The 23,970-nt window shown below is 66.2% G+C and carries 32 protein-coding genes and 1 pseudogene; 11 read left to right on the forward strand and 22 right to left on the reverse strand.

The window, feature by feature from the left end; all coding sequences use genetic code 11:
• Positions 1-158: 158 nt before the first annotated feature.
• From BM150_RS14165 to BM150_RS14215, 11 genes are all read right to left on the reverse strand, one after another.
• Positions 159-1,757 (reverse strand): CocE/NonD family hydrolase, encoded by a 1,599-nt coding sequence (locus tag BM150_RS14165; RefSeq protein ID WP_092927719.1) that lies wholly within the window; start codon positions 1,755-1,757, stop codon positions 159-161.
• A gap of 325 nt (positions 1,758-2,082) precedes the next feature.
• Positions 2,083-2,346, reverse strand: coding sequence for a GlsB/YeaQ/YmgE family stress response membrane protein (locus BM150_RS14170; protein ID WP_092927720.1), 264 nt, complete (start codon positions 2,344-2,346; stop codon positions 2,083-2,085).
• Between the two features lie 176 nt (positions 2,347-2,522).
• Entirely contained in the window at positions 2,523-3,119 is a 597-nt protein-coding gene (locus tag BM150_RS14175) for a hypothetical protein (RefSeq protein ID WP_139219534.1), read from the reverse strand.
• 124 nt (positions 3,120-3,243) lie between these two features.
• Complete coding sequence (locus BM150_RS14180) at positions 3,244-3,936, reverse strand: hypothetical protein (protein WP_092927722.1); 693 nt, start codon at positions 3,934-3,936, stop codon at positions 3,244-3,246.
• Positions 3,926-4,522, reverse strand: a complete 597-nt coding sequence (locus BM150_RS14185) for a hypothetical protein (RefSeq protein ID WP_139219535.1) — start codon at positions 4,520-4,522, stop codon at positions 3,926-3,928. Before BM150_RS14185 ends, BM150_RS14180 begins: the two co-directional genes overlap by 11 nt.
• Before the next feature lie 22 nt (positions 4,523-4,544).
• The gene (locus BM150_RS14190; RefSeq protein ID WP_092927724.1) at positions 4,545-5,216 is read right to left on the reverse strand and encodes a hypothetical protein; all 672 of its coding nucleotides are present in this window, start codon (positions 5,214-5,216) and stop codon (positions 4,545-4,547) included.
• Between the two features lie 12 nt (positions 5,217-5,228).
• A complete protein-coding gene (locus BM150_RS14195) occupies positions 5,229-6,533 on the reverse strand; it encodes a putative T7SS-secreted protein (protein ID WP_092927725.1) in 1,305 nt (434 codons plus the stop codon).
• The gene (locus BM150_RS14200) at positions 6,530-6,895 is read right to left on the reverse strand and encodes a hypothetical protein (RefSeq protein ID WP_092927726.1); all 366 of its coding nucleotides are present in this window, start codon (positions 6,893-6,895) and stop codon (positions 6,530-6,532) included. The genes BM150_RS14195 and BM150_RS14200 overlap by 4 nt, the downstream gene beginning before the upstream one ends.
• 317 nt (positions 6,896-7,212) lie before the next feature.
• Positions 7,213-7,827, reverse strand: a complete 615-nt coding sequence (locus tag BM150_RS14205) for a hypothetical protein (RefSeq protein WP_092927727.1) — start codon at positions 7,825-7,827, stop codon at positions 7,213-7,215.
• Complete coding sequence (locus tag BM150_RS14210) at positions 7,820-8,068, reverse strand: hypothetical protein (protein WP_092927728.1); 249 nt, start codon at positions 8,066-8,068, stop codon at positions 7,820-7,822. Before BM150_RS14210 ends, BM150_RS14205 begins: the two co-directional genes overlap by 8 nt.
• Complete coding sequence (locus tag BM150_RS14215; protein ID WP_092927729.1) at positions 8,065-8,310, reverse strand: HC3 family zinc finger protein; 246 nt, start codon at positions 8,308-8,310, stop codon at positions 8,065-8,067. Before BM150_RS14215 ends, BM150_RS14210 begins: the two co-directional genes overlap by 4 nt.
• A 121-nt stretch (positions 8,311-8,431) precedes the next feature.
• On the opposite strand from BM150_RS14215, the gene BM150_RS14220 reads away from it, so the two are divergent.
• The 5 genes from BM150_RS14220 to BM150_RS14240 all read left to right on the forward strand — a co-directional run bounded on the left by BM150_RS14220 (position 8,432) and on the right by BM150_RS14240 (position 10,503).
• On the forward strand, positions 8,432-9,271 hold the full coding sequence (locus tag BM150_RS14220) for a helix-turn-helix domain-containing protein (protein WP_092927730.1): 840 nt from the start codon (positions 8,432-8,434) through the stop codon (positions 9,269-9,271).
• Positions 9,268-9,456 (forward strand): DUF397 domain-containing protein, encoded by a 189-nt coding sequence (locus BM150_RS14225; protein WP_175496825.1) that lies wholly within the window; start codon positions 9,268-9,270, stop codon positions 9,454-9,456. Before BM150_RS14220 ends, BM150_RS14225 begins: the two co-directional genes overlap by 4 nt.
• A gap of 148 nt (positions 9,457-9,604) precedes the next feature.
• Entirely contained in the window at positions 9,605-9,802 is a 198-nt protein-coding gene (locus BM150_RS14230) for a DUF397 domain-containing protein (protein ID WP_092927731.1), read from the forward strand.
• A 157-nt stretch (positions 9,803-9,959) separates the two neighbouring features.
• Positions 9,960-10,160 (forward strand): DUF397 domain-containing protein, encoded by a 201-nt coding sequence (locus BM150_RS14235; RefSeq protein WP_092927806.1) that lies wholly within the window; start codon positions 9,960-9,962, stop codon positions 10,158-10,160.
• A 145-nt stretch (positions 10,161-10,305) separates the two neighbouring features.
• On the forward strand, positions 10,306-10,503 hold the full coding sequence (locus BM150_RS14240; RefSeq protein WP_092927732.1) for a DUF397 domain-containing protein: 198 nt from the start codon (positions 10,306-10,308) through the stop codon (positions 10,501-10,503).
• Positions 10,504-10,626: 123 nt separating this feature from the next.
• Here the strand turns inward: BM150_RS14240 and cas6e are convergent, their stop codons facing one another.
• Positions 10,627-11,490 carry a type I-E CRISPR-associated protein Cas6/Cse3/CasE gene (cas6e, locus tag BM150_RS14245; RefSeq protein ID WP_092927807.1) on the reverse strand — a complete coding sequence of 288 codons (864 nt, stop codon included), beginning with the start codon at positions 11,488-11,490 and terminating at the stop codon, positions 10,627-10,629.
• 556 nt (positions 11,491-12,046) lie between these two features.
• Between cas6e and BM150_RS14250 the strand changes: the two genes are divergently transcribed.
• On the forward strand, positions 12,047-12,508 hold the full coding sequence (locus BM150_RS14250; RefSeq protein ID WP_092927733.1) for a helix-turn-helix domain-containing protein: 462 nt from the start codon (positions 12,047-12,049) through the stop codon (positions 12,506-12,508).
• A gap of 16 nt (positions 12,509-12,524) precedes the next feature.
• Positions 12,525-13,154, forward strand: coding sequence for a phosphatase PAP2 family protein (locus tag BM150_RS14255; RefSeq protein WP_092927734.1), 630 nt, complete (start codon positions 12,525-12,527; stop codon positions 13,152-13,154).
• A gap of 49 nt (positions 13,155-13,203) precedes the next feature.
• On the opposite strand, the gene BM150_RS24155 is transcribed toward BM150_RS14255, so the two are convergent.
• From BM150_RS24155 to BM150_RS14265, 3 genes are read right to left on the reverse strand one after another with little or no spacing between them, the layout of a single operon-like run.
• Positions 13,204-13,344, reverse strand: coding sequence for a hypothetical protein (locus BM150_RS24155; protein ID WP_175496826.1), 141 nt, complete (start codon positions 13,342-13,344; stop codon positions 13,204-13,206).
• A 13-nt stretch (positions 13,345-13,357) separates the two neighbouring features.
• A complete protein-coding gene (locus BM150_RS14260; protein WP_092927735.1) occupies positions 13,358-14,482 on the reverse strand; it encodes a hypothetical protein in 1,125 nt (374 codons plus the stop codon).
• Entirely contained in the window at positions 14,479-14,781 is a 303-nt protein-coding gene (locus BM150_RS14265) for a hypothetical protein (RefSeq protein WP_092927736.1), read from the reverse strand. The genes BM150_RS14260 and BM150_RS14265 overlap by 4 nt, the downstream gene beginning before the upstream one ends.
• A gap of 285 nt (positions 14,782-15,066) precedes the next feature.
• On the opposite strand from BM150_RS14265, the gene BM150_RS14270 reads away from it, so the two are divergent.
• Positions 15,067-15,636 (forward strand): STM3941 family protein, encoded by a 570-nt coding sequence (locus BM150_RS14270; RefSeq protein ID WP_092927737.1) that lies wholly within the window; start codon positions 15,067-15,069, stop codon positions 15,634-15,636.
• A 74-nt stretch (positions 15,637-15,710) separates the two neighbouring features.
• Here the strand turns inward: BM150_RS14270 and BM150_RS14275 are convergent, their stop codons facing one another.
• The 5 genes from BM150_RS14275 to BM150_RS14295 all read right to left on the reverse strand — a co-directional run bounded on the left by BM150_RS14275 (position 15,711) and on the right by BM150_RS14295 (position 19,830).
• Positions 15,711-15,893, reverse strand: a complete 183-nt coding sequence (locus BM150_RS14275; RefSeq protein ID WP_092927738.1) for a hypothetical protein — start codon at positions 15,891-15,893, stop codon at positions 15,711-15,713.
• A 422-nt stretch (positions 15,894-16,315) separates the two neighbouring features.
• Complete coding sequence (locus tag BM150_RS14280) at positions 16,316-17,257, reverse strand: threonine/serine dehydratase (protein ID WP_092927739.1); 942 nt, start codon at positions 17,255-17,257, stop codon at positions 16,316-16,318.
• Between the two features lie 364 nt (positions 17,258-17,621).
• Positions 17,622-18,125 (reverse strand): GNAT family N-acetyltransferase, encoded by a 504-nt coding sequence (locus BM150_RS14285; RefSeq protein WP_092927808.1) that lies wholly within the window; start codon positions 18,123-18,125, stop codon positions 17,622-17,624.
• Positions 18,126-18,332: 207 nt separating this feature from the next.
• On the reverse strand, positions 18,333-19,370 hold the full coding sequence (locus BM150_RS14290; RefSeq protein WP_092927740.1) for a zinc-binding dehydrogenase: 1,038 nt from the start codon (positions 19,368-19,370) through the stop codon (positions 18,333-18,335).
• Positions 19,371-19,467: 97 nt separating this feature from the next.
• Positions 19,468-19,830: a GNAT family N-acetyltransferase gene (locus BM150_RS14295; protein ID WP_092927741.1), complete on the reverse strand. Its 363-nt coding sequence runs from the start codon at positions 19,828-19,830 to the stop codon at positions 19,468-19,470.
• 65 nt (positions 19,831-19,895) lie between these two features.
• Between BM150_RS14295 and BM150_RS14300 the strand changes: the two genes are divergently transcribed.
• Complete coding sequence (locus BM150_RS14300) at positions 19,896-20,897, forward strand: pirin family protein (RefSeq protein WP_092927742.1); 1,002 nt, start codon at positions 19,896-19,898, stop codon at positions 20,895-20,897.
• Positions 20,898-20,973: 76 nt separating this feature from the next.
• Here BM150_RS14300 and BM150_RS14305 read toward each other — a convergent pair.
• Positions 20,974-21,407: pseudogene (locus tag BM150_RS14305) on the reverse strand (VOC family protein).
• A 46-nt stretch (positions 21,408-21,453) separates the two neighbouring features.
• Here BM150_RS14305 and BM150_RS14310 point away from each other — a divergent pair.
• The gene (locus tag BM150_RS14310; protein ID WP_092927743.1) at positions 21,454-22,053 is read left to right on the forward strand and encodes a class I SAM-dependent methyltransferase; all 600 of its coding nucleotides are present in this window, start codon (positions 21,454-21,456) and stop codon (positions 22,051-22,053) included.
• Positions 22,054-22,184: 131 nt separating this feature from the next.
• Here BM150_RS14310 and BM150_RS14315 read toward each other — a convergent pair whose 3' ends face one another.
• The gene (locus BM150_RS14315) at positions 22,185-23,183 is read right to left on the reverse strand and encodes an HNH endonuclease (protein WP_217641640.1); all 999 of its coding nucleotides are present in this window, start codon (positions 23,181-23,183) and stop codon (positions 22,185-22,187) included.
• Positions 23,184-23,742: 559 nt separating this feature from the next.
• Here BM150_RS14315 and BM150_RS14320 point away from each other — a divergent pair.
• A complete protein-coding gene (locus BM150_RS14320) occupies positions 23,743-23,967 on the forward strand; it encodes a hypothetical protein (protein ID WP_092927744.1) in 225 nt (74 codons plus the stop codon).
• Positions 23,968-23,970 lie beyond the last annotated feature (3 nt).

The raw sequence follows: 23,970 nt of genomic DNA on the forward strand, positions 1-23,970 counted from the left end.
CGTATTCGACCGAATCCTGATAGCACAACCGAACGGATCCGAACAGTTCGAGCGGTTTTTCGGATCCGTTTTCGGCCGGTCACAGTGGTGCCCGCACCATCCGGCACGGGCGCCACAGGAGAGCCGAGCGGCAGGCGGTCATCGGAGCGGCAACGTTGTCAACCCACCGGAATTCGCAATCCGGCAGGCTGTTCGGCCGAGGAATCGAACGTCACCTCGCCGCCGGAGCTCTCGTCGCGGTAGCGACCGTCCACGGTGTCCACCACCAGAACCAGCCGGTGTCCCTCGGCCACCTGCCAGGAAGTGGGTTGCAGCGAGATGTCCACCCGGCTCCGCACCCCGGGGGAATCATTACGCAGTGTCACAGGCTTGTGGCTGATGAGACTTCCGTTGCCGAGAGGACCGACGTCGTAGAGGTAGGCGAACAGTGACACGCTGTCGTCCTCAGGGGTGACGTTCACCCGCAGTCGCGGGGTGCCGGTGACGTTGACGCCGTCCGCGTAGGGTTCGGTCGCCCACACCGCGGCGTCGTCCCGGTCCACGAACGGCACCGAGACTCCGACCGGGATCCGCGCGTAGCCCTGCAACGCGCCACTGACCAGGACGAGGCCACTGTTGGCCAGGGTCGGGTCGCCGCTGTCGATCGAGTGCCGCCACCCGGTGCCGCGCTCGGTGCTCAGCCCGCCGGTCTCGGGGGCGAACAGGTGCCGCCGGGTGGGTTCGGTGAGTTCGCGGGTGGTGGTGTGGTCGGTGACCGACTGCCAGTCCGGGTACCGCTTCCACTCGGAGCCGTTCAGCGGCTGGATCTCCACGGCACTGTCGCCCATGCCCTCGTCCACACCGCGCAGCTGCTGGTCGAACCAGCGGGCCGCGGTGTCCCAGATGTGATTGGGCAGACCCGCCGCTCCGAAGAGCTCGGCGGTGGCGTGGTCACCGGGAGCGAGCATTAGCCGTTTGGGGCCGTTCAGGCCGCTGAACAGGTCGGTGATCTGCTTCGGCGGGAACAGCGAGTCCTGCCAGGAGTTGGCGAGCATCACGGCGGTGCCGTTGGCGTTGAGCTCGTCGAGCTCGTTGATCGGGGAACGGTCCCCTGCCAGATGCAGCGCGTCCTCGGTGCGGTGCTCGCGGTAGGCGTTCTCCAGCTCGGTGAGGTCGTCGCCGAACCTTCCGGTGAGTTCGCCGACTCCCAGCAGCAGTTCGGCGCCGGAGGCGTTGACCGTACGGTTGGGGTACAGCGACGCGACGAGGTCGGCCCAGCCGCTCATGGCCGCTACCGCGTCCACCCTGGGGTCGGACGCGGCGGTCAGCGCGCTGATACCGGCGCCGTAGGAGATACCGGCCATGCCGACGTTCTCATCCCCGGCGGAGGTGTTGGCCACGGCCCAGTCGATGACCTCGCTGGCGTCGGCGACGTCCTCCTCGCCCGCGACCTCGACCTCACCGCCGGATGCGTAGAACCCACGGGCGGTGTAGCTGACGACCACGTAGCCCGACTCGTAGGCCAGCCGGGCGGCGGCCCCGACGTACTCGATGTTGGGAGTGGCCCAGCTGGCGGGCATGACCAGCAGCGGTCGTGGCTCGGCCGACTCGCCGGTGGGTTCGATGACTTTGGCTCGCAGCGTGACGCCGCCCGACCCGGGGATGCTCGCCCGGTGCACGGTCACCCCGTTCGTCTCGGCCGTGGCGGCCGGGGCGAGCAGGGAACCGCACAGTGCGGCGATGAGGGTCGCGGCGGCTGTCGAGAGTATTCGGCGCACCGTTGCCTGGCCCTTCCGGCCGCGACGAAGAGCTCGCCCCGGCCTTGTGGTGATCCATCACACAGGCCGGCCAGTAAACACCGTTCTACTGGCGAGTAGCAACAGTCGACGCCGAAGTGCCCCGAAACGGGTGCTCCGACTCCCCCGTTTCCCGGATTTACCGGGAGGGTGACGTGTGGGTGCGCGGCGCGTGAGAAGAGCGCGGGAGCCGTGTCGCGGCGTGGGCCGCCGCTGCTCCAGGAACGGCCCGACGCCGCGAGGCACCGACTCGGTTACACAGTCACCCGATTGCCCGGCCTCCCACGCGAGGTGGCCAACCGTGGGATCAGCCTCGGGACTTGTGGAAGACGAGGCGGTAGAGCAGCAGCAGGATCAGCGAGCCGAGCACCGCCCAGCCGAAGCTGGCGAGGTTGAAGCCGGATATCCCGCCGCCGCCGAAGAAGGAGCTGCCCAGCCAGCCGCCGAGCAGACCTCCGACTACGCCGATGCCGATGGTCACGATGATGCCGCCGGGATCCTTGCCAGGAAGGATCAGCTTGGCCACTGCTCCCGCGATCAGACCGAACAGGATCCAACTGAGGATGCTCACGGCGAACTCCTTGTCGAGGGTGGGGTCTCTCCGCCTGTTCGATCACTACCCCGGTCGGTAATCACCCAAACGGAGCAGGCTCGATGGCACCACCGATCATCACAGTTCGGGTGGCGGCCCAGGAGCACGGGTCCTGGCGTGTCGCCGATCGGTGCGCATAGTGGCGGGGCGGGGCCTCATTCGTCGCGAAGCCGGTTCTCCTCCGGTCCCGACGCCGTACCGGTGTGGCGAAAGACCAACCGCCATTCTTCCGCCACGAGCTGCTCCTCACGCAGCTCCCAACCGTGTCGGGAAGCGGTGTCGAGAATCTCCCCGCTGGACAGCGGGCCCAACCGTTGCCGGGGCAGCACCAGCTCGGTATCGGCCGCGCGAGCGCCGCGCAGCATGCGGCGCAGTCTCCAGCGCGCGAACGGGCGACCGCTGTCACGACCGACCGGGGCTTCCGCGGCTCCGTGCCGTCGTTCCCGCAGCGCTTCGCGGCTACCGGTGGGCCGGAATCCGAGATCGTGGTACTTCGTTCGCTCGAACAGGGTGAATCCCTCGTGCCGTCCCAGCTCGCGCAGCATCTCGGTGGAGACCTTCTCGTAGTCGTCGGCGTCCAGCCACACCAGACCCGCCGAATCACGCCGCCCGTGCAGATCCTTCCGGGCGCGTTCGAGTTCGGGGCGCCACGGCTTGTTCGCATGGCGCACCAGGTGGACGGTGAGCGCACCGAGCAGTATGACGCTCGGCAGCGGGGACATCACGAGGATGAGGGCTTCAAGGAGCTCCACGTAATCCACCTCCGGCTGTCTCCGTCGCGGAGGAGGTCATCCTCTCACCTTCCAGCCGCGCGGCGATTTCGCGAGAAATCGACGGCCGCCTCGTGGCCGCGAGGTACTGAATGCGGGAAGCGGTTCAGCTTCGCCCCGTGGTGCTGGTGCCCCTCGTGGTGCTACTGCCCAGCGCCGCCGCGACGACGCGTTCGTAGCCCGCCTTGTAGTCGGCCACGACCGCCGTGCGTGCTCTGGCGGCACGGATCGTCGGCCAGAGTGACAGCGCGAAGACCACCGCCGAGACCGCCGAGACGAGCAGCAGCGTATCGGCCGCCTCGGGATTGCCCTCTCCCCGATTAACCAGCGAGAACATGAGCGTGACGAACGCGAGCAGCGCGGGCAGCGAGGCTAGCCGTCCCAGCCGGACGTAGCGACGGCGCAGCCGCACGTGCTCGCTGCGCACTCCGTCGAGCACCGAGTCGGACAGCACGTCCACGCCGGTCTCCCGCCGCACGCGTTCGGCCTCCAGCAGGGCGGCCTGGTTGCCGCGCAGTTCGTCCAGGCTCGGCCCTTCGATGAAGGTGGGGCCGAGGATATGTGGGGCGGAAGTGGAGTCGGACCGTTCGAGCACGAGCCGGAACATCCCTTCGTCGCCACGCTCCATACCGGTGACCCGCCAGCCCCGCTCGCGCACCAGACCGCGGTAGTGCCGCAGCGAGATCTTCTTCTCGCTGTAGGGGACGTCCACATAGGCCACACCGGCGAGGTTGGTGCGCGCGTTTTCGAGGCGGCGCAGGAATTCCGCTTCGGTTGGGCTTCCCGCGTCATCCGTCATCGACGAACAACCACCTCTCGTCCTGCTCATGCTCAGTCGCGCCGGGCCGGAAGAACAGCCGCCACTCGGTGTCGGTGATCTCCTCCGACTCGAACGACCAACCGTACTCGGCCGCCACCCCCAGGATCTCCGACTTCGGCAACGCACCCAGCTGATCACGACGCAACGTCAGAGAAGAGTCGTCAGCGGAAGCCCCGTCCAACCACTCCAGCAACAACCGCCGATGCTTGCCCGACCCCAGGCCACCGTGTGGTTCGATCCGTCCCTTCCAGGCACCAGGCACTTCCACTGGCTCGCCGTCGGAAGGTACTGGACGTTGAAAATTCATGCTGCGCCCTGTGCTGCCCAGAAAAACGAATCCTTCGTGCTCGGCAAGGTCACGCATCATCTCGTTCGAGAGTTTCGGATAGGAACCCGATATCAACCTCGAAGCACCGTTCTTCTCTCGCGAGGCCAGGTCTTCACGCACCTTGGCCACATGCGTCCCCAACGATTTGAAATGATTCCTGACCAACAGAATCACTCCGAATACCACATATACCCCACCTAATACCGGGAACACCCACACCAAGTCCAGGAGTGTCAACGCCAACTCCCCTCTCCCGAGTTCACAGCAGTCCCGCCAACTTGTCCTCGATGGAGCTCCGCTCCGAGTCACGCCACTGGATGCTGTTACAGATGTCGGCCATCATCGCCACGTAGTCCTCCCAGTCGCGCAGACACTCGGTGGCAAGCCCGAAGATCGCGAGCTGGCTCCGCTCGACCAGCGGAACGATCACCTGGAACTGCCGGGAAACTCGCGGCTCGTAGTGTGCTGCCCCGGTCAGGTTGACCTCCGGCTTCGGAGTGTCCTGCTGCACCACGGCCAGGCAACGCCCCACGGTGAGATCCACGAAATCGACCTCCCGCCGAGCGTCCTCCTCGCGGAGCCCGGCGGCCAGCGCCTCCAGCGGTCGAGTGGCCTTCAGCTCGACGTCGCGCAGCGTGAGCGTGAACTGCGCGGTGGTGGCGGCTGTGGTGTCCCGTGCCGAGCGCCCCACGAAATTGGCGGCGTAGATGATCCCCTCTTCGGCCATCCGCCGCAGCAGGTACTCGTTGGCGACGAGCAGCCGAAGGCACTGCTCCTCCGCCAACCCCGGAAGGGCCGAGCGCGCCGACTCGAACAACCGCTCGGCACGTTCCGCCGAGGACTCGCTGAAGTCCACCGGCTGAAACCCGGAATGCAGCCCGAAACTCAACGGGAAGGTGTCGGAGGACTCATCGGAAACCGACTGTGTCATGCTCAGCCTCCCCTACCCGAGCGCCTTGGTGAAGCTCGACAGCGATTCACCCAGCCCTTGCAGTTCATGGCCTACTTTTCCCCATTCGCCGTAACTCTGCGCCGCCCCACCCCCGAAAGCCACGTAACCCGCCTTGTTCTTGACATCGGCGCTCGCGTCATCGCTGTGAACCCAATCGTTCGCGACGGGAGCCTGCATTCCCACGTTGAAAGTTCCCTGAATCGTCTTGGCCATGCCCTCGCCACCGACGAACCTGTTTGCCAGCCTGTCACCAAACAACGTTGCTATATCGGCGGGATCAGCCATATCGGTTACGACTTCGGAAGTCTTACTACCGAACGCCTTCGCACCGACTCGCCCGGCATCGATCAGGCCGTCGCTGACCTGCAGGGCGTCCGTGGCCGCCGCGCCTCCCTTGGCCAGCGGGCCGACCATGGGCAGCATGCCGAGCGCGTCGGTACCGACACCCACCCAGGCGTTCACATCGGTCCACTTGTCGTTCGCGGCGATGTCCCCGGCGTGCGCTGCCAACGCGACGCCTCCCGCGATGAGGGCGATGGGGCCGGTGGCCAGATTCAAACCGGGGATTAAGGACAACGTTCCGGCGACGGCGGCGACCATTCCCGCCACATCACCGATCAGCCCGAGGTTGTCGACGACCCAGTCGCCCATGTCCGAGAACGCGTCACCGAGCGCGCTCCAGAAACCGGGGGCGATGTCGGTGGCCTCCCGGAGTTTCCGCGCCACGGCCCGCGCGTCCTCGCGCCAGGTCTCCTGCAGCTCGACGGCTTGTTTCCGGATGCTTTCGACTCGGTCCCAGGCGCTGCGGGCGTCGCTCTTGGCGCTGGCGACCGCCTGTGCCTGCTGCTCGGCACGGCGGTTCGCCGCCGCGCGCGCCTCGGGGTCGCCGGAGTCGTACGCGATCGGCTTGTTGGCCTCCGCGACCGTCTGGCTGACCACTTGATCGGCCTTCTCGGCGGCCGCGATAGCGTCCCGGGCCTTTCGCTCAAGTCGGACGGCTTCGGTCTGGTGTCCTTTCAGGGTGTCCTGCCACCCGGAAAGCGCCTTGCCCGCGGCTTTCATGGACTCGTGGGCGTCATCGAGTTTTCCGGGTAATTCGCCGAACTTCTCGGCGAACGCCTTGGACGCCTCACCGGTCCAGGTGTCCTTCTGCTGCCTGATGTCGCGCAGCACTTCGTAGGTCTCGAACAGCCAGTTTCCGGTGTCGGTCAGCTGTTTCGCCAACGTGCCCACCGACGAAGGGTTTCCCCTGGCCGGGTTGAATCCGAGCGCGTGCCAGTCCCCGTTGCCACTCACCGGGCACCTCCGCTCTGGGCGGGCCTCGCCACCGGAGGTTCACTTTGTCCGGCTTCGCCGGACTCGATCGCTTCCCGCATCTTCGTGAAGCCCTCGGTGATGGCGGTTTCCAGTTCCTGGTACTGCTTCTTGGCGGAGCCGAGAGCTCCCGTGATCTTCTTGACGCACTCGCCGATCTCGTCGATGCCGTGCTGCCAGTCGTCGCGGAACTCGGCGCAGGCTTCGTCCAGTTCGTCCGGCCCGATGGAGTCCGGGCCGATATCGGCCATGGCTTTCAATGCGCTCTGTAGGTTCTCCTCGGCCCGGTTGAGGTTCTTCTCCATGGCGTCCAACGAGCCGATGTCGACCGTGAAGTCGGACACTGGCGTTCCCCCTAGATCGCTTCGCTGCCCGAGGAAGAACGCTACCAAGCCGATGATCTCGTTCGGGGCTGTTCGGTCGACTCCGTCAGTGCTGGTCGCGCGGCGATTTCGCGAGAAATTGACGGGGAGCCGCCCCGGGCCGCGCGGCGAGTGGGGAGGGATACGCGCGGTCCGGGGCGGCGGACGGGTCCACGGCGGAGTGTCGGGGATCGTCGCCGTGGCCCGTGGTCAACGGGGTGGTTCTGCTGCCGTCGCGAGGTCGGCGGCCGTTCCGGGGGCGGAAATGGCGGCGCGGCGCCGCGGAGACGGGCGAGGCTTCAGAGGCGGCACAGTCCTTCGAGGACGCGGCCCAGCAGCGCCAGGTCCGGATCGGAGTCGGGTAAGGCGCCCACGGTCGTCGGTGTCGGTTGGCACCGGGAAGTGTGGCGGTGATGGCCGGGTGCTTTGCGTACGGCGGTGTGGTGCGGCTTCGAGCTTCGGGAAGCCGTTTGCCAAGCGGCGAGAGCGGCGACGTCGGGAGTCGCCGGAGGTTCCGTTGCCGCCGGGCTCGTGACGGGAGGTTCTTCGCGATCATCCCGATGTGGATGGAGATCGCTCGGACAGCGCTCGGACGGTTCGTCAGGGTCGGTTTCGGGCCAGCTGATCGGTTCGGGTTCGGATCGCGACTGTGTCGGCATGACAACGCCGGATTCGGGGAGGCCGCTGGAACCAGTAGTCGCGCTCGCGGTGGCTGCGGCCCGGAGCTCGGTACCGGTGGCACCACTGGCTACACCGGCGAGTTGGGCTTGCAGTTGTCGGACCGTCAGCGTGCCCGGTCCGGTGCCGCCGTGCCTGGTGTGCGGGCGCGGCGCGAAGTCGGGGTGCTGCGGCCATAGCGCCAGGAGCATCGCCAGCGCTACCAGCAGGATCGGCACGAGCAGCGGGTCAGACATCGGGATCGCCCTCGACAATGCGGTTTTCGGCTCCGTAACCCTCGGGAAGGGCGGATTTCGGAGGGCTGTCCCGCGAGTCGGCGTAGCGTCGCAGCGCGATCGCCGTCTCGGAGAGTTCCTCCGCCAGTTCGCGGCAGCGATCTGTGCCGAAGCGCCCGCCGCCCATCGCGAAGGCGGCCTCGTCGCAGTGCCACTGGCAGAGCCGCAGGAAACCGGCCAACCGGATGTGGTCACTGCTCATCGCGCATCACCCTCGTCCGCGTCGTGGCGAGGCGGGGCACCGACCAGTTCGCGGGTGGTGCGCTCGCAGTCCGGGCAGGTCGGCCACAACCAGGGGATGCCGCCGGTAGCCGTGAGCACCTCCCGGCCACACAGCGCGGACACGGTCAGCTCCGGCGGGAACTCCAGGGCGGGCGGCGGCACCGGATCCCTGCTCGCGTGCCGCTGTTCCTCGGCTGGGACCCAGGTGAAGGGATGGGACATGCGATTTCCTCCTTGAGAACTTCGCTACTAGTTGTTGAAACTATTAATAGTTGCGACAACTATGCAACGTATCTTTCGAGGGACATGTTGTTACCGAGATCATCGATCTACGCTGGCTTTCATGGCGAGCAGTGCACGGGCGCGAGGTCTCGGCGCGGAACTACGACAGCTCCGCAAGAGCGCGAACCTCGAAGCACAGGATGTGGGAAGTCGCCTGGGATGGTCGAAATCGACCATGAGCAGGGCGGAATCCGGCGCGAGACGCATCGACGAAGCGGACGTGTCCGCGATACTCGCTATCATCGGCGTCACCGGCCAAGAGCGTGAGCGCTTGCTGAACATGGCTCGTGAGATAGACCAGCCCGGCTGGTGGGAAACCAGCGACAGTGGACTACCAGCTCAGCTGAAAGCACTGCTGAGCTTCGAGAAGGATGCGGTCCGTATCAGTGAGGGTGCGGTAACGCTGGTTCCTGGACTGTTGCAGACGGCTTCTTACACCCGTGCGCTGATGCTCGGGGGTGGTGTGCCTGAAGATGCCGTAGAGGCACGTGTCGCCGTGCGACGTGGCAGGCAGGACATCATCTTTCAGAAAAACCCGGTCGAACTCACCGCGCTCGTCGACGAAGGTGTTCTGATGCGTGAGATCGGTGGCCCCGAGATAATGTCCGAGCAGCTGCGTTATCTCGCCGACACAGCTGAGCTACCGAACGTGGATATGAGACTTCTACCGTTCAGCGCCCACCCGGGTGTTGACGGGTCGTTCCTCCTGCTGGATTTCCCAAAAGTACGCTCGATCGTCCACATCGAGCACCACCGATCGAGCGCGTTTCTCGACGAACCCGACGATGTGGCCGCTTACGCGCGACTACGAGATAACCTCATGTCAACGGCGTGTAATCCTGAACACACTGTCCGCACGCTGAAGGCATACGCCGAAAAGTGGGAAAGCGAGTCATCATGAAGCCCGTGACAGGATGGCGAAAGTCCAGCCGCAGCAGCGCTACACAGACCTGCGTCGAGGTCGGCCGCACCGCCGACGGCGCGGCCGTCCGTGACAGCAAGGACCGCACGGCGGGCCACCTCGCCACCACGCATCGGCAGTGGCAGACCTTCCTGCGAGCGTTGAAGGCTGACCACTTCGGCTAAGTAAGGCACAGCTGCGAGCGCGGCACCCCTGTGACCGGACAGGGGTGCCGTTCCGGCCGCTGACACCACCCGTTCAGACGTGGCGAACTCCCTACCCCTGGCGTGAGACTCAAGTTCGGCAGCGCGCTCAACGCAACGGAGCCCACTCATGAACACGCCGCACGAGCCCAACAGTTGGCGGAAGTCCACTCGTTCGCAGAACACCTCACATTGCGTCGAGGTCGGCCGCACCGCCGACGGTGCGGCCGTCCGCGACAGCAAAGACCGCACAGCCGGACACATCACCACCACCCACCACCAGTGGCGCGACTTCCTGAATTCGCTGAAAAGCGATCATTTCGAATGAATACGCCACGAACAGCGGACGGCACTTCTGATTCAACGAAAGCGATCACCGTCCAGATCACAAAAGAGGTTTCTCTTGGGAAATGACGGCCGTTCTCCACGGTCACCCCGGACTCGAACTGAGACAACATTCCAGCCTCGTTACGGAGCACATCTACATGAGCACTCCGCAGCACTACCAATCAAGTTGGCGGAAATCCAGCCACAGCAGTACACAAACGAACTGTGTCGAAGTGAGATACGACAACGGAAGCTCCGCTATTCGAGACAGCAAGAACCGCTCGGCAAAACACATTACCATTACCCCTCAGCAATGGCACGATTTCCTAGTAGCCGTGAAGGTCGATCGATTCGACTGAGCACAGCTCGTGAATTGCTCCCCGGATTCATGTCGGGTTCGAGAGAACGTTCTCGGCCACTGCTATCACTCGTTGGTCGATAGCGAACTCTCCATCCACGATCAACCCCAAACTCGAAACGACCTCAATGCCAAGGATTCCGTTCATGAGCATTTCGCACGAGCCCAACAGTTGGCGGAATTCCAGCTACAGCGCCAACACGAGCACGTGCGTCGAGGTGGGGCGTACCACCGACGGCGCGGCCGTCCGCGACAGCAAGGACCGCACGGCCGGCTACTTCACCACCACCCACCAGCAGTGGCAGACCTTCCTGCAAGCATTGAAGGCCGACCACTTCGGCTGAGCAAGGCACCGCGAGCGCCCCGCTTCCCCCAGCTGCGGGGCGGCGGGACGTAAATTTCCCACGAAATCGCCACGCCACCGCAGTGAGTCCTCCGGAAGTCGTGCACTCCAGGGCGGAAACGCGTCACGTAGTCGCTGCGGCCGAGCGAACCCAGCCGACCGCGTCGGACTCCGGGTTCAACGGTGCGAGCGTGAGCAACCCGCAGCCGTAGGCCTTGGCGGGTCCGACGCCGTACAGCAGCGCCCGGCGCAGCAGTTCCACCGAGGTCACTCGCAACCGCCCCTCGAACGTCGCGGTGTGCAGCACAACTGGTTTCGAACCCCGCTTCTTGGCGAAGGAGCGCCTTTCACGTGCGGTGATCCGCACGTTCCTCGCGGACTCCGGGTTCTCGGCAGTACCAGTGCAGGCAGGATCGGCCGTCACGGCACCGCCGGTCGCGTCGCTGGAATCAGTGGTCGCCGCGACACTGGAGTGTTCGGTCGCGCTCGTCCCGGATGAAGCTCCCGGCACGGTGAACCCCCACTTCTCGGTGCGCTCCAGGAACCAACCCAGCTGAGCCTCGGCGGTACGGTGAGCCGTCCGCGGCGAGCGCCCGCGCGAACCCCTCCCCGAATCGTTCGGCTTGGTCGGACTCGCGGCCTCGATCATGTTCCGCACCGGATTCGCGGTCACCCGGAAGGTGAACTCCTCTCCCACTGCCAGCCGACTCAGCAGCGGTTCGTACTCGCGCAGCTCGTAGTGCTCGCCGTCGGCGTGCGGCCAACCGGCCTGCTCAACAACATGCGTCCAGTCCGGTTTGGACTCGGAGAGCACCAGCAGCTTCGGCCGGTGCGGGTTGTCGCCGTCCAGCCGCCAAAGCGGACGTTGCCGCTCGGGATCGTCAGCCAGGCCGCCCATGACCGCCCCGTGCAACTTGCGGGGGTTGCCGAGCAACTCATGGCTGCCCGAGCGCAGCGGGTTGATTCGGATACGGGACAGATAGCTCATCGGTTCACCACCCCAGCAGCGCGAACGGATCGCGCACACCAGGTGCTCGTCGCGTCACGGACAGCCACACGGTATCCGCGATCCACGACGGCGTGGGGTCGTCCACGGAGATCGAGCACTCGCACGGTGACCTTTCGCACTGGAGTGCACTGTGGACGATTGCTGGTCCGGGCACCCACCCCGGCTCTACGGGCGTCAATTTCTCGCGAAATCGCCGGACACCGGAGAGCGGAGAGCCGAGCACGGGTCGCTGGGTACCGAGCGGGGACACCGGAGCGCACGGGGATATCGGGCAAGAGAAGCTAGCGGCCACGGAGGTGCTCGCCCCGTACCCCCAGAACGGGGCGAGCACGCTACCGCGGGTCAACTCCCCGGAAATATTTCGCGTTTCCACCGGGGCGCTGGGTTCCGGAAGCTATGATCCCGGATCGGCGTTTGCTACTGTTGACAGTAGCATCATCACTGTAAACCATCACGGTGAAACACTGTCAACAGCCGTTTACGGTGCCTGGACCTGGGGAAACTCACCAACAAACTGGCGGACGAGAAGAACGCTATGAGTGCCAACGAAGCCGGACGCGAAAACACTTTCGCGGGCAAGCTCGCCCATCTCATCGCCACGGTGCATCCACCGGACCGCGGCACCTACAGCTACCGCGAGATCGAGGCGGGAATCCGGCACCTGCCAGGGGCGATGTCGGCGCAGTACATCAGCCAGCTCAAAACCGGGACACGGACCAATCCCAAGATCCACTACGTGGAGGCGCTGGCGGAGTTCTTCGGCGTGCCCGCCGGATACTTCTTCGACGACGAGGTCACCGAGCGCATCGACGCGCAGATCGCCGACCTGAAGACCTGGCGCGACACCGAGGCACGCGACATCGCCCAGCGCTTCGCCGGGTTGGACCGGCGGGACCGCAACACCGTCTCCAACCTCATAGACAGCCTCGACGCCTACAACGCGCGTCCCCGCCACCAACGCACCCGCCGCAAAACCAACCGCGACAACACGGCGTAAGACGTAAGATGTGCCGATGTCGACCCGCGAGACCCGCTCCCAGGCCGAGCACAAGCACCTGCTCGCACGCGTCGTCACCGAGGTGCTCGCCCCCTGGGTGATCGTGTTGGCACTGCCGCTGGTGGTGGCCGCTCAGGCCACGGCGGAGTTCGGCTCCACCCTGCTGTGGGGAATGGTCGTGGCGCTGACCAGCAGCGTGCTGCCGATGGGCGTGGTGGTGTGGGGCAGTCGCACCGGCAGGTGGGACGGGCACCACGTCCGCGACCGCCAGGGCAGGCTCATTCCGTTCACCGCGCTGATCGTGCTCAGCCTGCTCGGGCTCGCGCTGCTGATCGCGGGCCGTGCGCCGGAGAAACTGATCGCGCTGGATATCAGCATGATCATCAGCCTGCTGGTCACCGGCACGATCACGGTCTTCTGGAAGATCTCGATGCACACCGCCGTGGCAGCGGGTGCAGTGACCGTGCTGGCGCTGCTCTACGGACCCGCGCTGTGGTGGGGCGCGCTGGTGACACTGGCCGTCGCCTGGTCCCGGGTGGCCGTCGACGACCACACCCCGGCCCAGGTCACCGTCGGCGCGCTGACCGGGGCGGTGATCGGCGGCGGATCGTTCGCGCTGCTGCTCGGCGGGAACACCGCGCTCTGAAGGGTGTGGCTCGGCGAATCGACGGTTCGGCCGTTCGGCGAGCGCGAGCTCAGTCCATCCAGCCGCTCTGCTCGGGATGGCGCATGTCGTACTCGAACTCCTGCCAGGCGTTCCAACCCCACCACGTCAGCAGCGCGAGCAGGATCAGGAACACTCCCAGCACGACGAGCCACTTCGCGCGAGCACTCAAGCCGTGATTCCCCTCAGTTCGGTTTGGTCATCTTCCCGGTCTCGCCGTGCACCTTGAAGTCACGCGCCATGCCGGTGGAATGCAGGTGCGCGATGTCGGCCTGTTCGAGCTCGACCGGCCCCTTCTGCAGGTTCCCGCGCCCCTCGCTGGGGATTCCCCAGTCGTAGTTCTTGCGTACCTCGACGTGATAGCTCGTCTCGTCGCCGTTCTTCTCGCCGACGACACGGTACTCGAAGTTGTTCAACGCGTAGTACCAGTTCCTGCTCTTCGCACCGTTGTCCACGTTGGGCGCGCTGTCCTGCCAACCGGTCGAGAACGTGCCGTCCGGCTCGGTCTCCACGTCCTCGATGGCCTGATCCACGTCCTCGCGGAAGGCAGGCATGTCGTCGAGCATCTGCCGCGCGTCGACCTCGTAGGGCTCCCCGCTCTCTTCCAACCAGTGTTTGAGGAGGTCTGCGGCCTCGGTGTACTCGAAATGATGCCGCATCGCCGCCTCGACCGCCATGAGTTCGGCGTGCGTCTCGTAGTCCTTCCAGCCTTTCTCGTCCTCCTCGGACCCGAATTCCCGAGCCCCGGCATCGAAGTTGTGGGTGGTGCCGAACACCACCTTCAACGCGTCGGCTATCCGCTCGTCGTTCTCGGTGGCCTCCTCGACGAGCTCGTCGAGCCGCTGTTGCAGCTCGTCGGCCTCCTGCTGCTTCTCCTCCCGCCGCTGCCTCTCCTGTTCGCTCAACGGCCCCGGAGCACGTGCCACCACCCAGGCGACCTTGTCACCGTCGACGACGGAAAGCCCCTTGGAAGTGATCTCATCCCGCAGCGATGCCGCGTCCCGCTGGAGTTTCTTCAGACTCAACGAGTCGTCCACCACTCCGGCCAGCTTCTCGGTGTAGGAGCGAGCGCCATCGGCCTGCCTGGCCAGTGCTCCGATCTCGTCGTGAATCTCGGTACAGCGGTTCCTGGCCGATTTCGCCGCGTCGCCCTTCCAGTCCTCGTTTTCGAGCGGAGTCAGCACATCGTCCTTGAAACCGCTCTGTACATCTTCAATTCGTTTCCGGATGTCGTTCCAACTGTCCGCGAACGCTTCCAGCTTGGACAGATCGATACTGAGGAGTTGCCCGAAGTCGACCATTTCCCTCACCCGAACAAGTGTCGTAAGTACTCGACCACTATGTTTTCGTTCTCGTCGTACTTGTCGGCACACCAGCGGAAGTTCTCGGCCGCCTCGGTGAGCTCGTCGCGCATGAACTCGTTGAGCTCCTCCCAGCGATCGCTCATCAGAGGGATGCTCTCTGCGAACTTCCAGCCCTGTGCCGCGCTCCGCAGCGACTCGAAGGACTCGGAAGCCGGGGCGAGCTGCGACTTGAGCTCGGCGACGCGGTCATCACAGTTGTTGGCCCAACCACGCAGCTGCTCGGGTGTGACCGCCACGTCGGCCATGCTGCCTCCCCTCCTGGTCGACCGGCGTAGGACGCCTGTCGCGACGGACGAGTGGGAACGCTAGCAGGACTCGCCGGGCCGTGCGCCCGTTTCCACCGAATTCCGGTCCGTCGCGGACCAAGACCGGTACTCGCCGGATCCGGTTACCGCCTGCCCGGCATGACGTGCCGGACCGCGAAAGCAGAGCCGGTTAGCGGACATGGCAGGCTCTACTTCTCGGAAGGGCTCCGCCTACGGCCCTGATCCCACGGCGGAGTGTGCAGCCTTACAGGAGGAGCGGAACGGATGAGAGGGGTCCGGCGCAACGGACAGCCCGGTCAGCGGGACTACCGATTAGCGATCTACCCGAACCGGATCCGGCTGGGGCTGGTGATCCTGGGCGCACTGGTCTTCGTGCTTTTCGGGGTGTTCATGTGCTACCAGGCGATCACCGCCATGAGCTCGGCCCCGCTCGCGGGGGTATTCCTAGCGCTGAGCGCGCTGGCGATCGTGTTCTTCGGCGGCTGCCTGATCTACGGCGCCGTGCGGCTGGCCAAGCCGAAACCGGTGGTGGTGCTGGACAACGAGGGACTGTACGACCACGCGTCGTTCACCGGCGTGGGGTTCGTGCCCTGGCGGGAGATCTCCGGGGCCATGGCCGACAACGACGGCACACAGCGCATGCTCAGCGTCACGCTGTTCGACCCGAGCACGGTGCTCGACCGCACCACGGGCTGGCGTGGCTTCCTGGTGCGCAGCAACGCCAGGATGATGGGAACACCGGTCAACATCTCGCAGAACATGGTCGCGATGCCGATCTCGCAGCTGGCGGCCGAGATCCGGCTGGCCGCCGAGAAGACCACAACCTGGCGCTGAGGAGCGGCGCGTCCGGACAGCCCAGTCGTACGGCGCCTCGATCGCTGCCTTGCGTAGCGCTCGGCAGGAGTCGATCAGCCGTCCTGCCAGGTATCGGTGTTGTAGCCGTCCCAGACCCACTGCGGATCGAGCTTCACGTCGTTGATGTGGACGGTTCCGCTGATGCCTGCCGTTCGCATCATCATCCACACCGTGTTCGCGAAGTCCGCCACCTGTTCCGGTTCACAGTCGAGTTCCACACTGATCTCTTCGGCCATGTCGGCAACTCTCGTTCGTGGTTTCGTAGCAGCTCGGCCTCACTCGCTGGCTACGAGTGCGACTCGGAGTGATCGCGAGAGTAGTGCATGCCGCGCGCTTCTGACAGCGGATGGCTCTACCCGACGGATCGAACTCACTCACTTGAAAGTTGTATTTACACAACGGACACACGCGTCGCACATTCACCGTGGGCCGGAAAGAGGCACGGAGTCGAATCTCCCCGGTCGAGCACTCGCACCACCGAGGGCACGGACCTGACATCGACAACCACGCTCGCGCCGGAGGTGACAGTGTCCGAACCGGACGCCACTGAATCAGGCGCGGCGGTGCCAATCACGGGAGTGGCGGGGGTTCGGCACCGTGCCGCCGTACCAGCCCGTCAATTTCTCGAGAAATTGACGGTGTTCGGGCGGATTGGCTTTCACGCCAGATCGGTGAGATCGGTGTTGGCACCGCAGAGCACCACGGCGATGCGCTCCCCCTCGGTGGGGCGGTAGGCCCCGGCGAACAGCGCCCCGAGCGCCGCTGCCGTGCCGTGTTCCACGACCAGCCGATAGCGCTGCCACAGGTACTTCCGCGCCGCGACGATGTGCTCGTCGTCGAGCAGCACCGAACGCACTCCCGTTCGCGTCGCCACCTCGTAGGCGATCTCGCCGAGACGGGTGGCGCCGAGCGAGTCCTTGGCGACACCGGAGACCGCCACGTCGGTGGGGCCGCCCTCGGCCAGCGCGGTGTGCAGCGTCGGAATGCCGGTCGGTTCCACCCCCACCACCCGCGCACGGGATTCGAGCGCGGCGGCGACACCGGCCATCAGCCCGCCCCCGCCGACGGCCAGCAGCACGGTGTCCAGCTCGCCCTCGGTCTGTTCGAGCAGTTCCGCGCCCAGCGTGCCGTTACCGGCGCACATCTCGGGCTGGTCGTAGGCGTGGCAGAACACCGCGCCGTTCTCCTCGACGTCCTTCACGGCTGCCCGGTAGGCATCGGCGTAGACCTCACCGACCGCCACGACCTCCGCGCCCAGCTCCCGCAGCTTCGCCTGCTTGAAGGCCGGTGCGTTGGCCGGGACGTAGACCCGGGCGGGCACACCGTGCCGGGAAGCGGCGTGGGCCACGGCCATGCCCGCGTTGCCGCCGGAGGCCGCGACCACTCCCGCCTCGCCGATCCTGCCCTCGGCAAGGGCCGAAACCACCCGGTTGTACGCGCCGCGCGCCTTGAACGAGCCGGTGTGCTGCGACTGTTCGAGCTTGAGCCGGACGCTCGCCGCGTCGGGGACCAGCTCGGGATCCAGGTCGACGAGCGGGGTGCGCCGGACGCTGTCCGCGATTCGCTGCCTTGCCTTCTCGACATCCGAATGAGTTGTCACGGTTCCAGCCTGCCCGGCCCCGTTCGGAGATGACCAGCGGGTTCGGGCTCGCGGCGCTCCGCCGGGAAGGCGGCGGTACCGCGCGGAGAACAGTGGCGGACATCGTGGGTGGTCTACCCAGTGTGGCGTCAATTTCTCGCGAAATCGCCGCGCCGGTGAGCGGTATGGCCGGGGGCGGCGTCGATTTCCCAAGAAATCGCCGCGCCGGTGAGCGGTATGGCCGGGGGCGGCGTCGATTTCCCAAGAAATCGCCGCGCCGGGGAAACAGCACACGAGCGATCCACGCGGATCGCGAGGTCTTCGACGAATCCCTGTGCCGTACGCCGGTTCGGTGTCGAGCGGCGAACCGGAACTCCGAGCGAGGTCAGATCCGCTTCTCGAACAGGATCACGGGAAACAGACCACGCATGACGTGCCTATCCACCTCGTGGAAGCCCCGCGCCGCGTAGTAGGAACGCAGCACGTCGTTGGACTCGGCGCAGTCGAGTCGGAAGGTGCCCAGCCCCGCGGCGCGGCCGATTTCGGCGGCGCTTTCCAGCAGGAAGGTGCCCATCCCGGTTCGGGCCATCGACCGGTCGACCATGAGCCCGTGGACGTAGATCGCGGGTGTGGAGTCCGCACCCCAGAAGTCGGGATCGGACCACAGCACCCGCATCGCCGCGACGACACCGAGATCCGGCAGCCGCACGCGGCGCCACTCCTCGCGCTCGACCTCACTCGCGATCCTGTCGAACGACACCTCACCGCGCGGCCACTGCTCGATCCCCCGGTCGTAAAGCCAGTCCTCCAGCTGCCTGCGAAGGCCGTGTATCGGAGGGGCGTCCTCCGGGGCGGCGGTTTCGAGCTGCCACTGTCGCGTCTCGGTCACGCGGGTGAGGATAGTTCCGGTTCCCGGTTCCACTCGGACCCGAGGCACCGCGAGGCGCGAACCCGGGCCCGGTAGCCGGGGCGGTTCCACGAGCGGTTCCGAGCACACAGTGGATCGCACGTCGGCGTGGTGGAAAACTGCCGATATGACGAGGCCGCCATTCCCGGAACCAACCGATTCCCGCGAAAACCGAAGCGGGAACGTCGGCTACGGCACCACCACGATCTTGCCGACGTAATCGCCCTCGCGGAACCGCCGCTGTGCCGAGTGGATCTCGTCGAGCGAGTGGCGCTCCGCGACGCGCGGACGCGGTTCGCCGGAGCGGGCGGCCGCCACGAGTTCGGCGAAGTGCGCGCGGGTGTGCATCGAGGAGCCGATCAGGCTGAGGTTGTGCAGGTACAACCGGCGCAGATCGAATTCGATCACCGCCTGGGCGATGGCCCCGGCGACGACGCAGCGGCCGTCGTCCCGCAGCAGCGGCAGCAGGCGTCCCAGCTGCGGGCCGCCGACGACGTCGGCCACCGTGTCGAGCCCGTCGGGAGCGAACTCCCGCACCCGATCGGCGAGATCGGCGGCGTCCCGCAGCGCCACCCGGTTCGCCCCGGCAGCACGGACCTCGCTCTCCTTGCCGCCGCTGGTGATCGCCAGCACTTCCGCTCCGCGGGCGGCGGCCAGCTGGACCACGGCCAGCCCCACCCCGCCGGAGGCCCCGGTGACCAGGATCCTCTCGCCCGAAGCCACTCCGGCACGTTCCAACATGCCCATAGCGGTGCCGTAGGCGATCGGTAGCGCGGCCAGTTCCTCTTCCGACAGCGGCGAGTCGGTCACGTCGTGGGCCTGCCGGTCGGCGACGAGCACGTACTCGGCGAAACCACCGTCGTACTCGCTGCCCAGCAGACCGACCGGCGGGGCATGAGGGCCTTCATCGCGGTATTCGGCCGGATCGACCAGCACACGGCGCCCGACGCGCTCACTCGGCACTCCGGAACCGACCGATTCGACCACTCCAGCCACGTCCCCACCCTGGATGCGGGGGAACGAGATCGGCCCGCGCCATCCGGCGAGCGCGGTGGGGTCGCCGGGGAGGCCGTAGGCGCCCTCCCTGGTCCAGATGTCGGTGTTGTTCAGGGCACCGGCACCGACCCGGACGAGCAGCTGCCCTGGTCCGGGTTCCGGGGTCGCCACGTCGTCGTGGTGTTCGAGGTTTTCGGGGCCGCCGTGTCCCGTGAGCAGCACAGCGCGCATCGTGCACCTCCGATATATAGACAGGTCTGTCTAAATACAGTGTGGCACGACCTCGCGGGAAACCCACAGCGCCCCGACGAAGCGGGAAAGCTCGGGGTCACTCCGCCCGCACAGCGGCCAGCACGTCCGGGGTGACCGGATCCCGGATGTCGTCGAACTCGTGGTGGTTGTCGAGGTACCTGGCCACGAACGGGCAAACGGCGGCGATCCGCATCCCGGCCGCCCGCGTCCGCCGCAGCGCGCCCGAGATCAGCTCGCTGCCCAGGCCACGACCGGCGAAGTCGTCGTCGATCTCGGTGTGCACGAAGACCCGCTGGTTCCCGCGATCGAGATACCGCGTGAGCCCCGCCCGCACGCCGTCGAGGCTGATCTCGTAGCGGTGCCGGGACGGCACGTCGAGCACCGAAACCTCGGGCGGAGGATTCTCGGCCGGTGTGCCACCGCGCTGTTCCTCGGACATTCCGCCACTATGCCGCACACTCGGGTGGAACACGAGCGGACTCCGACAGGGAACACGATAGGACGATGAGCAACCTCGAAACAGCTCCGACCGAGTTGACCTGCACCAACGCCGACGACCAGGCAGGGCGGGCGTGGGTGCTGCATCCCCGCGAGGTACCGCTGGGCGGGCCGAGGGCGATGACGGTGCGCCGCACGCTGCCGCAACGGGCGCGGTCGTTGATCGGGGCGTGGTGCTTCGTCGACCACTACGGCCCCGACGACGTGTCCGGAACCGGTGGCATGCGGGTTCCCGGCCACCCGCACACCGGACTGCAGACCGTCTCGTGGTTGTTCAGCGGCGAGATCGAGCACCGCGACACGCTCGGAACGCACGCCCTCGTCCGGCCGGGTGAGCTCAACCTGATGACGGCCGGCTCGGGCATCGCCCACTCGGAGTACTCCACATCGGAGACGAGCGTGCTGCACGGGGCGCAGCTCTGGGTGGCGCTGCCCGAACGGCACCGGTTCACCGACGCGGCGTTCGACAACTACGCGCCGCCTGTTTTGGAGCAGGACGGCGCGCGCGTGTCGGTCTTCCTGGGCAGCCTGCTCGGGCAGACCTCGCCGGTGCCGACCTACACCCCGCTGCTCGGCGCCGAGATCACGCTACCGTCCGGCGGGAGCCTGGATCTGGACATCGACCCCGCTTTCGAGCACGGCGTACTCGTCGACACCGGCGAAATGACCGTGGCCGGGGTGGCCGCGAGCGCGGGCGAGCTGATCTGCCAGGACACCGGGCCGGAACGGCTCACGTTGCGTGCGGGATCGGCTGAGCGGGCGCGGGTGCTGCTGCTCGGCGGGCAACCGCTCGGCGAGCGGATCGTAATGTGGTGGAACTTCATCGGACGCAGCCACGAGGAGATCGCGGCGTTCCGCGAGCGGTGGCAGCACGAACGCGAACAGCCGGCTGACGAGGAGTACCCGTCTTCCGGGGAGTCGCTGCAGTACGGGGAATTCCCGGCGCGGTGGGAGGAGACCCTGCCCGCTCCGGAGCTTCCCAACGCGCGGCTCAAACCCCGCGAGTGAGCGGTTCGGTTCCGGTTGTGCGTGGTGATCACTTCCGGCGAACCACTCGTGGCGAGAGAGTGCTGGGAGTCCGCGACTACTGGGAGCCGAGATCGGGAATGGTGATCGTGCCGTCCTCGGCGATGGGGAACCCCGGGTTGTACGCGATCTCCCAGGCGTGCCCGTCGAGGTCGGTGAACACCCCGGCGTAGCCGCCGTAGAACGTCTCGGCAGCGGGGCGGGTCAGCGTGGCGCCCGCCCGACGTGCGGTTCCCAGGACCTCGTCGACCTCCGCCTCGGAACGAACGTTGTGCGCGAGGCAGACACCGCCGAACCCGCCGTCCCGCTCACCGGTGAGGCCGGTGTCCGCCGCGAGCTCGTCCCTGCTCCAGAGCACGAACGCGCCGCCGGGAGTGCGGAAGAAGACGGTCCGTTCGAGTTCCTGCCCCGCCACCCCAATCGCTCGTAGAACTCCTTGGCACGCCGCAGGTCGGCGACGCCGAGGGTGACCAGGCTGATCCGCTGCTCCATGCGGCGAATCTAGCGCGCGGAACCGACAGTCGCCCGGTGGCCGGGCCTGCCACGAGTCGGCCACGCCGAGGAAACGAACCACGACAGTCGCGCCAGTAGCGGTGGCTGCCGGGATTCCGCGCCCAGCGGTGACGTGCTGGAACTGGCGTGCGGCCCCGGCACGTGGACTCCGGAGCTGGCGCGGCACGCGAGCACCCTGACGGCCGTCGACTCCTCCCCCGAGATGCTGCGCGTGGCGCGGGAACGGACCGCCGACGAGCACGTCCGATTCGAGCTGGGCGATCTGTTCGACTGGCGACCGGAACGGCGCTACGACGTGGTGTTCTTCGGTTTCTGGATCTCGCATGTGCCGCTCGATCGCTTCGCGGATTTCTGGGAGCTGGTGGCCGACTGCCTCGCACCCGGCGGACGGGTGCTGTTCATCGACGACGCGTACCGCACCGCCGACGAGCTGGTCGAGGGCGAGGAGTCCTCGACCATCCGTCGCAGGCTGAGCGACGGTACCCGGCACCGGGCGGTGAAGGTGCCGCACGAACCCGCCGAGTTGCAGGATCGCCTCGCCCGGCTCGGCTGGGACGTCGAGGTGCGTCCCACCTCCGGGCCGTTCTACTGGGGGCGCGGAAAACCGACTCCGTCAGCCGCGTGACGCGGCAAGGCCACTGTGGATGGTTCGGTTGATTCGGCGACGTCAGGACGAAGAGCCGCCCACTGTCGCCGAACTCCGGTGGTAGTGGAGGCCGACGACGCAATGGTGCCGGTGAACGAGTGGATGACCGCTCAGTCCGCGCGTTGCTGCTGGATCAACTCCCTCAGCCGTCCCGGGGTGAGCCATTCCTTGCCACGGTGGATCATGCGGTGACAGTTCGAGCACAGCAGCGCGAGGTCCTTCAACTGTGTCGTCGTCGCGCCGGATGCGTGTAGCGGCAGGATGTGATGACACTCGATGTATCCCCTGCCGCGCTCACCGTAGACGGCTTCGAAGTCGAATCCGCAGGCCTCACAGCTCAGGTCGCGTCCTGCGGCGAGAACGGATTTGATCTTCTTGTCACGTAGGCGGGGATCACGCTCCCGCGCAAAGTACTTCCTTGCCAGCAGGCGTCCTTCGGGAGCTTCCGACTCGTCGCCTGCCGCCCCTTCGACCGGTTCCGACTTCTCGAAACTTCCGTAACGAATCGAGTCACGGATGGCCTTTGCGGCCGCCTGCATCTCCTCGGGGTACTCCAGGAAATCGCGGATGACCTCCTTGTCCACCGCACCGCCGTTCTTGGGCTTTCCCTGATACCAGGGTGTGTTGGTGTGCAGATCGGCCGTTTTGTGCGCCACCCCGTTGACGTTGCGGAACCGCGGGTCACGCTTCTCCTGCGGATGCAGCGGCAGTTGCTGCAACAACTCGGAAAGCTCGATCACGGCCGGATCGTCCGGGAAGCCCCGGTTCCATCCGTTGTGGTAAACCAAGTCACAGACCAGGATGACCTCGTCACGTTCCCAAGCTGGAGCTCGTCCGGGCTGCACGAGGAACTCAAGCCGACGTAATCGCTCCACCGCATCACGCTCGCCAGCTGGAAAGTCGTCCGGACCGAGCGGGCTGTTCCCCGGCAACATGCCATGAGCAGCAGCCATAACCGCCGTAGGGCTGTATTCAGCGCCTGCGTATCGGAGCACGTGCGAACCGGTCGACTCGAACCCGTACTTTTCCAGGAAAGCCTCATGCTGCAGCTGATCGCACTCGGCCATCGCATCGCGTACCGCAGCAGCGGTGATCTCATCGAGTGCCACGGACAGGGAGAATATCGACACGATGCAGCGGTGGACAGAGTAACGAGACGAGCAGTACCCCACCGACAGACCGCCCCGAACACCACCGCAGGAGCGTGTAGCCACTCGGAGAACGGAATCGGCATAGCGGAACCCGTACGCAGTCGTCACCCCAGGGTGCCAAACCGTCGAGATGGCGACAGATACAGACCGATCCACATCGGCGAAGCAGAGGACAGGAAACGAACTTTTCACCACAGGGAAACGAGGTGAGGTCACCCAACTACACGACTTCTGGCGATGGGCCGCATCCGACCTGCTCGGCAACACACTTCGCGGAATGCTCGCGGAATACGTGGTCGGACTCGCTCTCGGCGGCGTGTCCGGACGTCCCCGCACGGAATGGGACGCCTCGATCTCGTGATCCCGGAAGGCACTACTGTCGAGGTGAAATCAGCGGCGCATCTGCAGACGTGGCCGCAACGAGTTCACTCACAGATCACCTTCGACATTTCCCCCCACCAAAGGCTGGTACGCGGAGTCGAACACCTACTCGGAGGAGCGCCGTAGGCGAGCGGACGTGTCCATGTTCTGCCTGCTGCATCACAAGGGCAAGGTGACCGTGAACCCGCTCGACCTGGATCAGTGGACCTTTTTCGTGGTCCCCACCGCGAAGCTGAACGACGCGGTCGGCAACCAGTCGAAAATAGGCCCGGGCGCACTCCGCAATCACGGTGCCGTCGAGACCTCCCACACGGAGCTGCACCGGTGTTTCCACCAGGAGCTGATCCCACCGGGGCATTGACAG

Origin of the sequence: Actinopolyspora alba, from assembly GCF_900112765.1 — a bacterium.
GTDB classification, from domain to species: domain Bacteria; phylum Actinomycetota; class Actinomycetes; order Mycobacteriales; family Pseudonocardiaceae; genus Actinopolyspora; species Actinopolyspora alba.

Coding starts and splice junctions, on each gene's coding strand:
- BM150_RS14180 (WP_092927722.1), bottom strand. CDS start 3,936: ATGACGGATGACGCGGGAAGCCCAACCGAAGCGGAATTCCTGCGCCGC.
- BM150_RS14190 (WP_092927724.1), bottom strand. CDS start 5,216: ATGACACAGTCGGTTTCCGATGAGTCCTCCGACACCTTCCCGTTGAGT.
- BM150_RS14205 (WP_092927727.1), bottom strand. CDS start 7,827: ATGTCTGACCCGCTGCTCGTGCCGATCCTGCTGGTAGCGCTGGCGATG.
- BM150_RS14210 (WP_092927728.1), bottom strand. CDS start 8,068: ATGAGCAGTGACCACATCCGGTTGGCCGGTTTCCTGCGGCTCTGCCAG.
- BM150_RS14215 (WP_092927729.1), bottom strand. CDS start 8,310: ATGTCCCATCCCTTCACCTGGGTCCCAGCCGAGGAACAGCGGCACGCG.
- BM150_RS14220 (WP_092927730.1), top strand. CDS start 8,432: ATGGCGAGCAGTGCACGGGCGCGAGGTCTCGGCGCGGAACTACGACAG.
- BM150_RS14225 (WP_175496825.1), top strand. CDS start 9,268: ATGAAGCCCGTGACAGGATGGCGAAAGTCCAGCCGCAGCAGCGCTACA.
- BM150_RS14230 (WP_092927731.1), top strand. CDS start 9,605: ATGAACACGCCGCACGAGCCCAACAGTTGGCGGAAGTCCACTCGTTCG.
- BM150_RS14235 (WP_092927806.1), top strand. CDS start 9,960: ATGAGCACTCCGCAGCACTACCAATCAAGTTGGCGGAAATCCAGCCAC.
- BM150_RS14240 (WP_092927732.1), top strand. CDS start 10,306: ATGAGCATTTCGCACGAGCCCAACAGTTGGCGGAATTCCAGCTACAGC.
- cas6e (WP_092927807.1), bottom strand. CDS start 11,490: ATGAGCTATCTGTCCCGTATCCGAATCAACCCGCTGCGCTCGGGCAGC.
- BM150_RS14250 (WP_092927733.1), top strand. CDS start 12,047: ATGAGTGCCAACGAAGCCGGACGCGAAAACACTTTCGCGGGCAAGCTC.
- BM150_RS14255 (WP_092927734.1), top strand. CDS start 12,525: ATGTCGACCCGCGAGACCCGCTCCCAGGCCGAGCACAAGCACCTGCTC.
- BM150_RS14265 (WP_092927736.1), bottom strand. CDS start 14,781: ATGGCCGACGTGGCGGTCACACCCGAGCAGCTGCGTGGTTGGGCCAAC.
- BM150_RS14270 (WP_092927737.1), top strand. CDS start 15,067: ATGAGAGGGGTCCGGCGCAACGGACAGCCCGGTCAGCGGGACTACCGA.
- BM150_RS14275 (WP_092927738.1), bottom strand. CDS start 15,893: ATGGCCGAAGAGATCAGTGTGGAACTCGACTGTGAACCGGAACAGGTG.
- BM150_RS14290 (WP_092927740.1), bottom strand. CDS start 19,370: ATGCGCGCTGTGCTGCTCACGGGACACGGCGGCCCCGAAAACCTCGAA.
- BM150_RS14295 (WP_092927741.1), bottom strand. CDS start 19,830: ATGTCCGAGGAACAGCGCGGTGGCACACCGGCCGAGAATCCTCCGCCC.
- BM150_RS14300 (WP_092927742.1), top strand. CDS start 19,896: ATGAGCAACCTCGAAACAGCTCCGACCGAGTTGACCTGCACCAACGCC.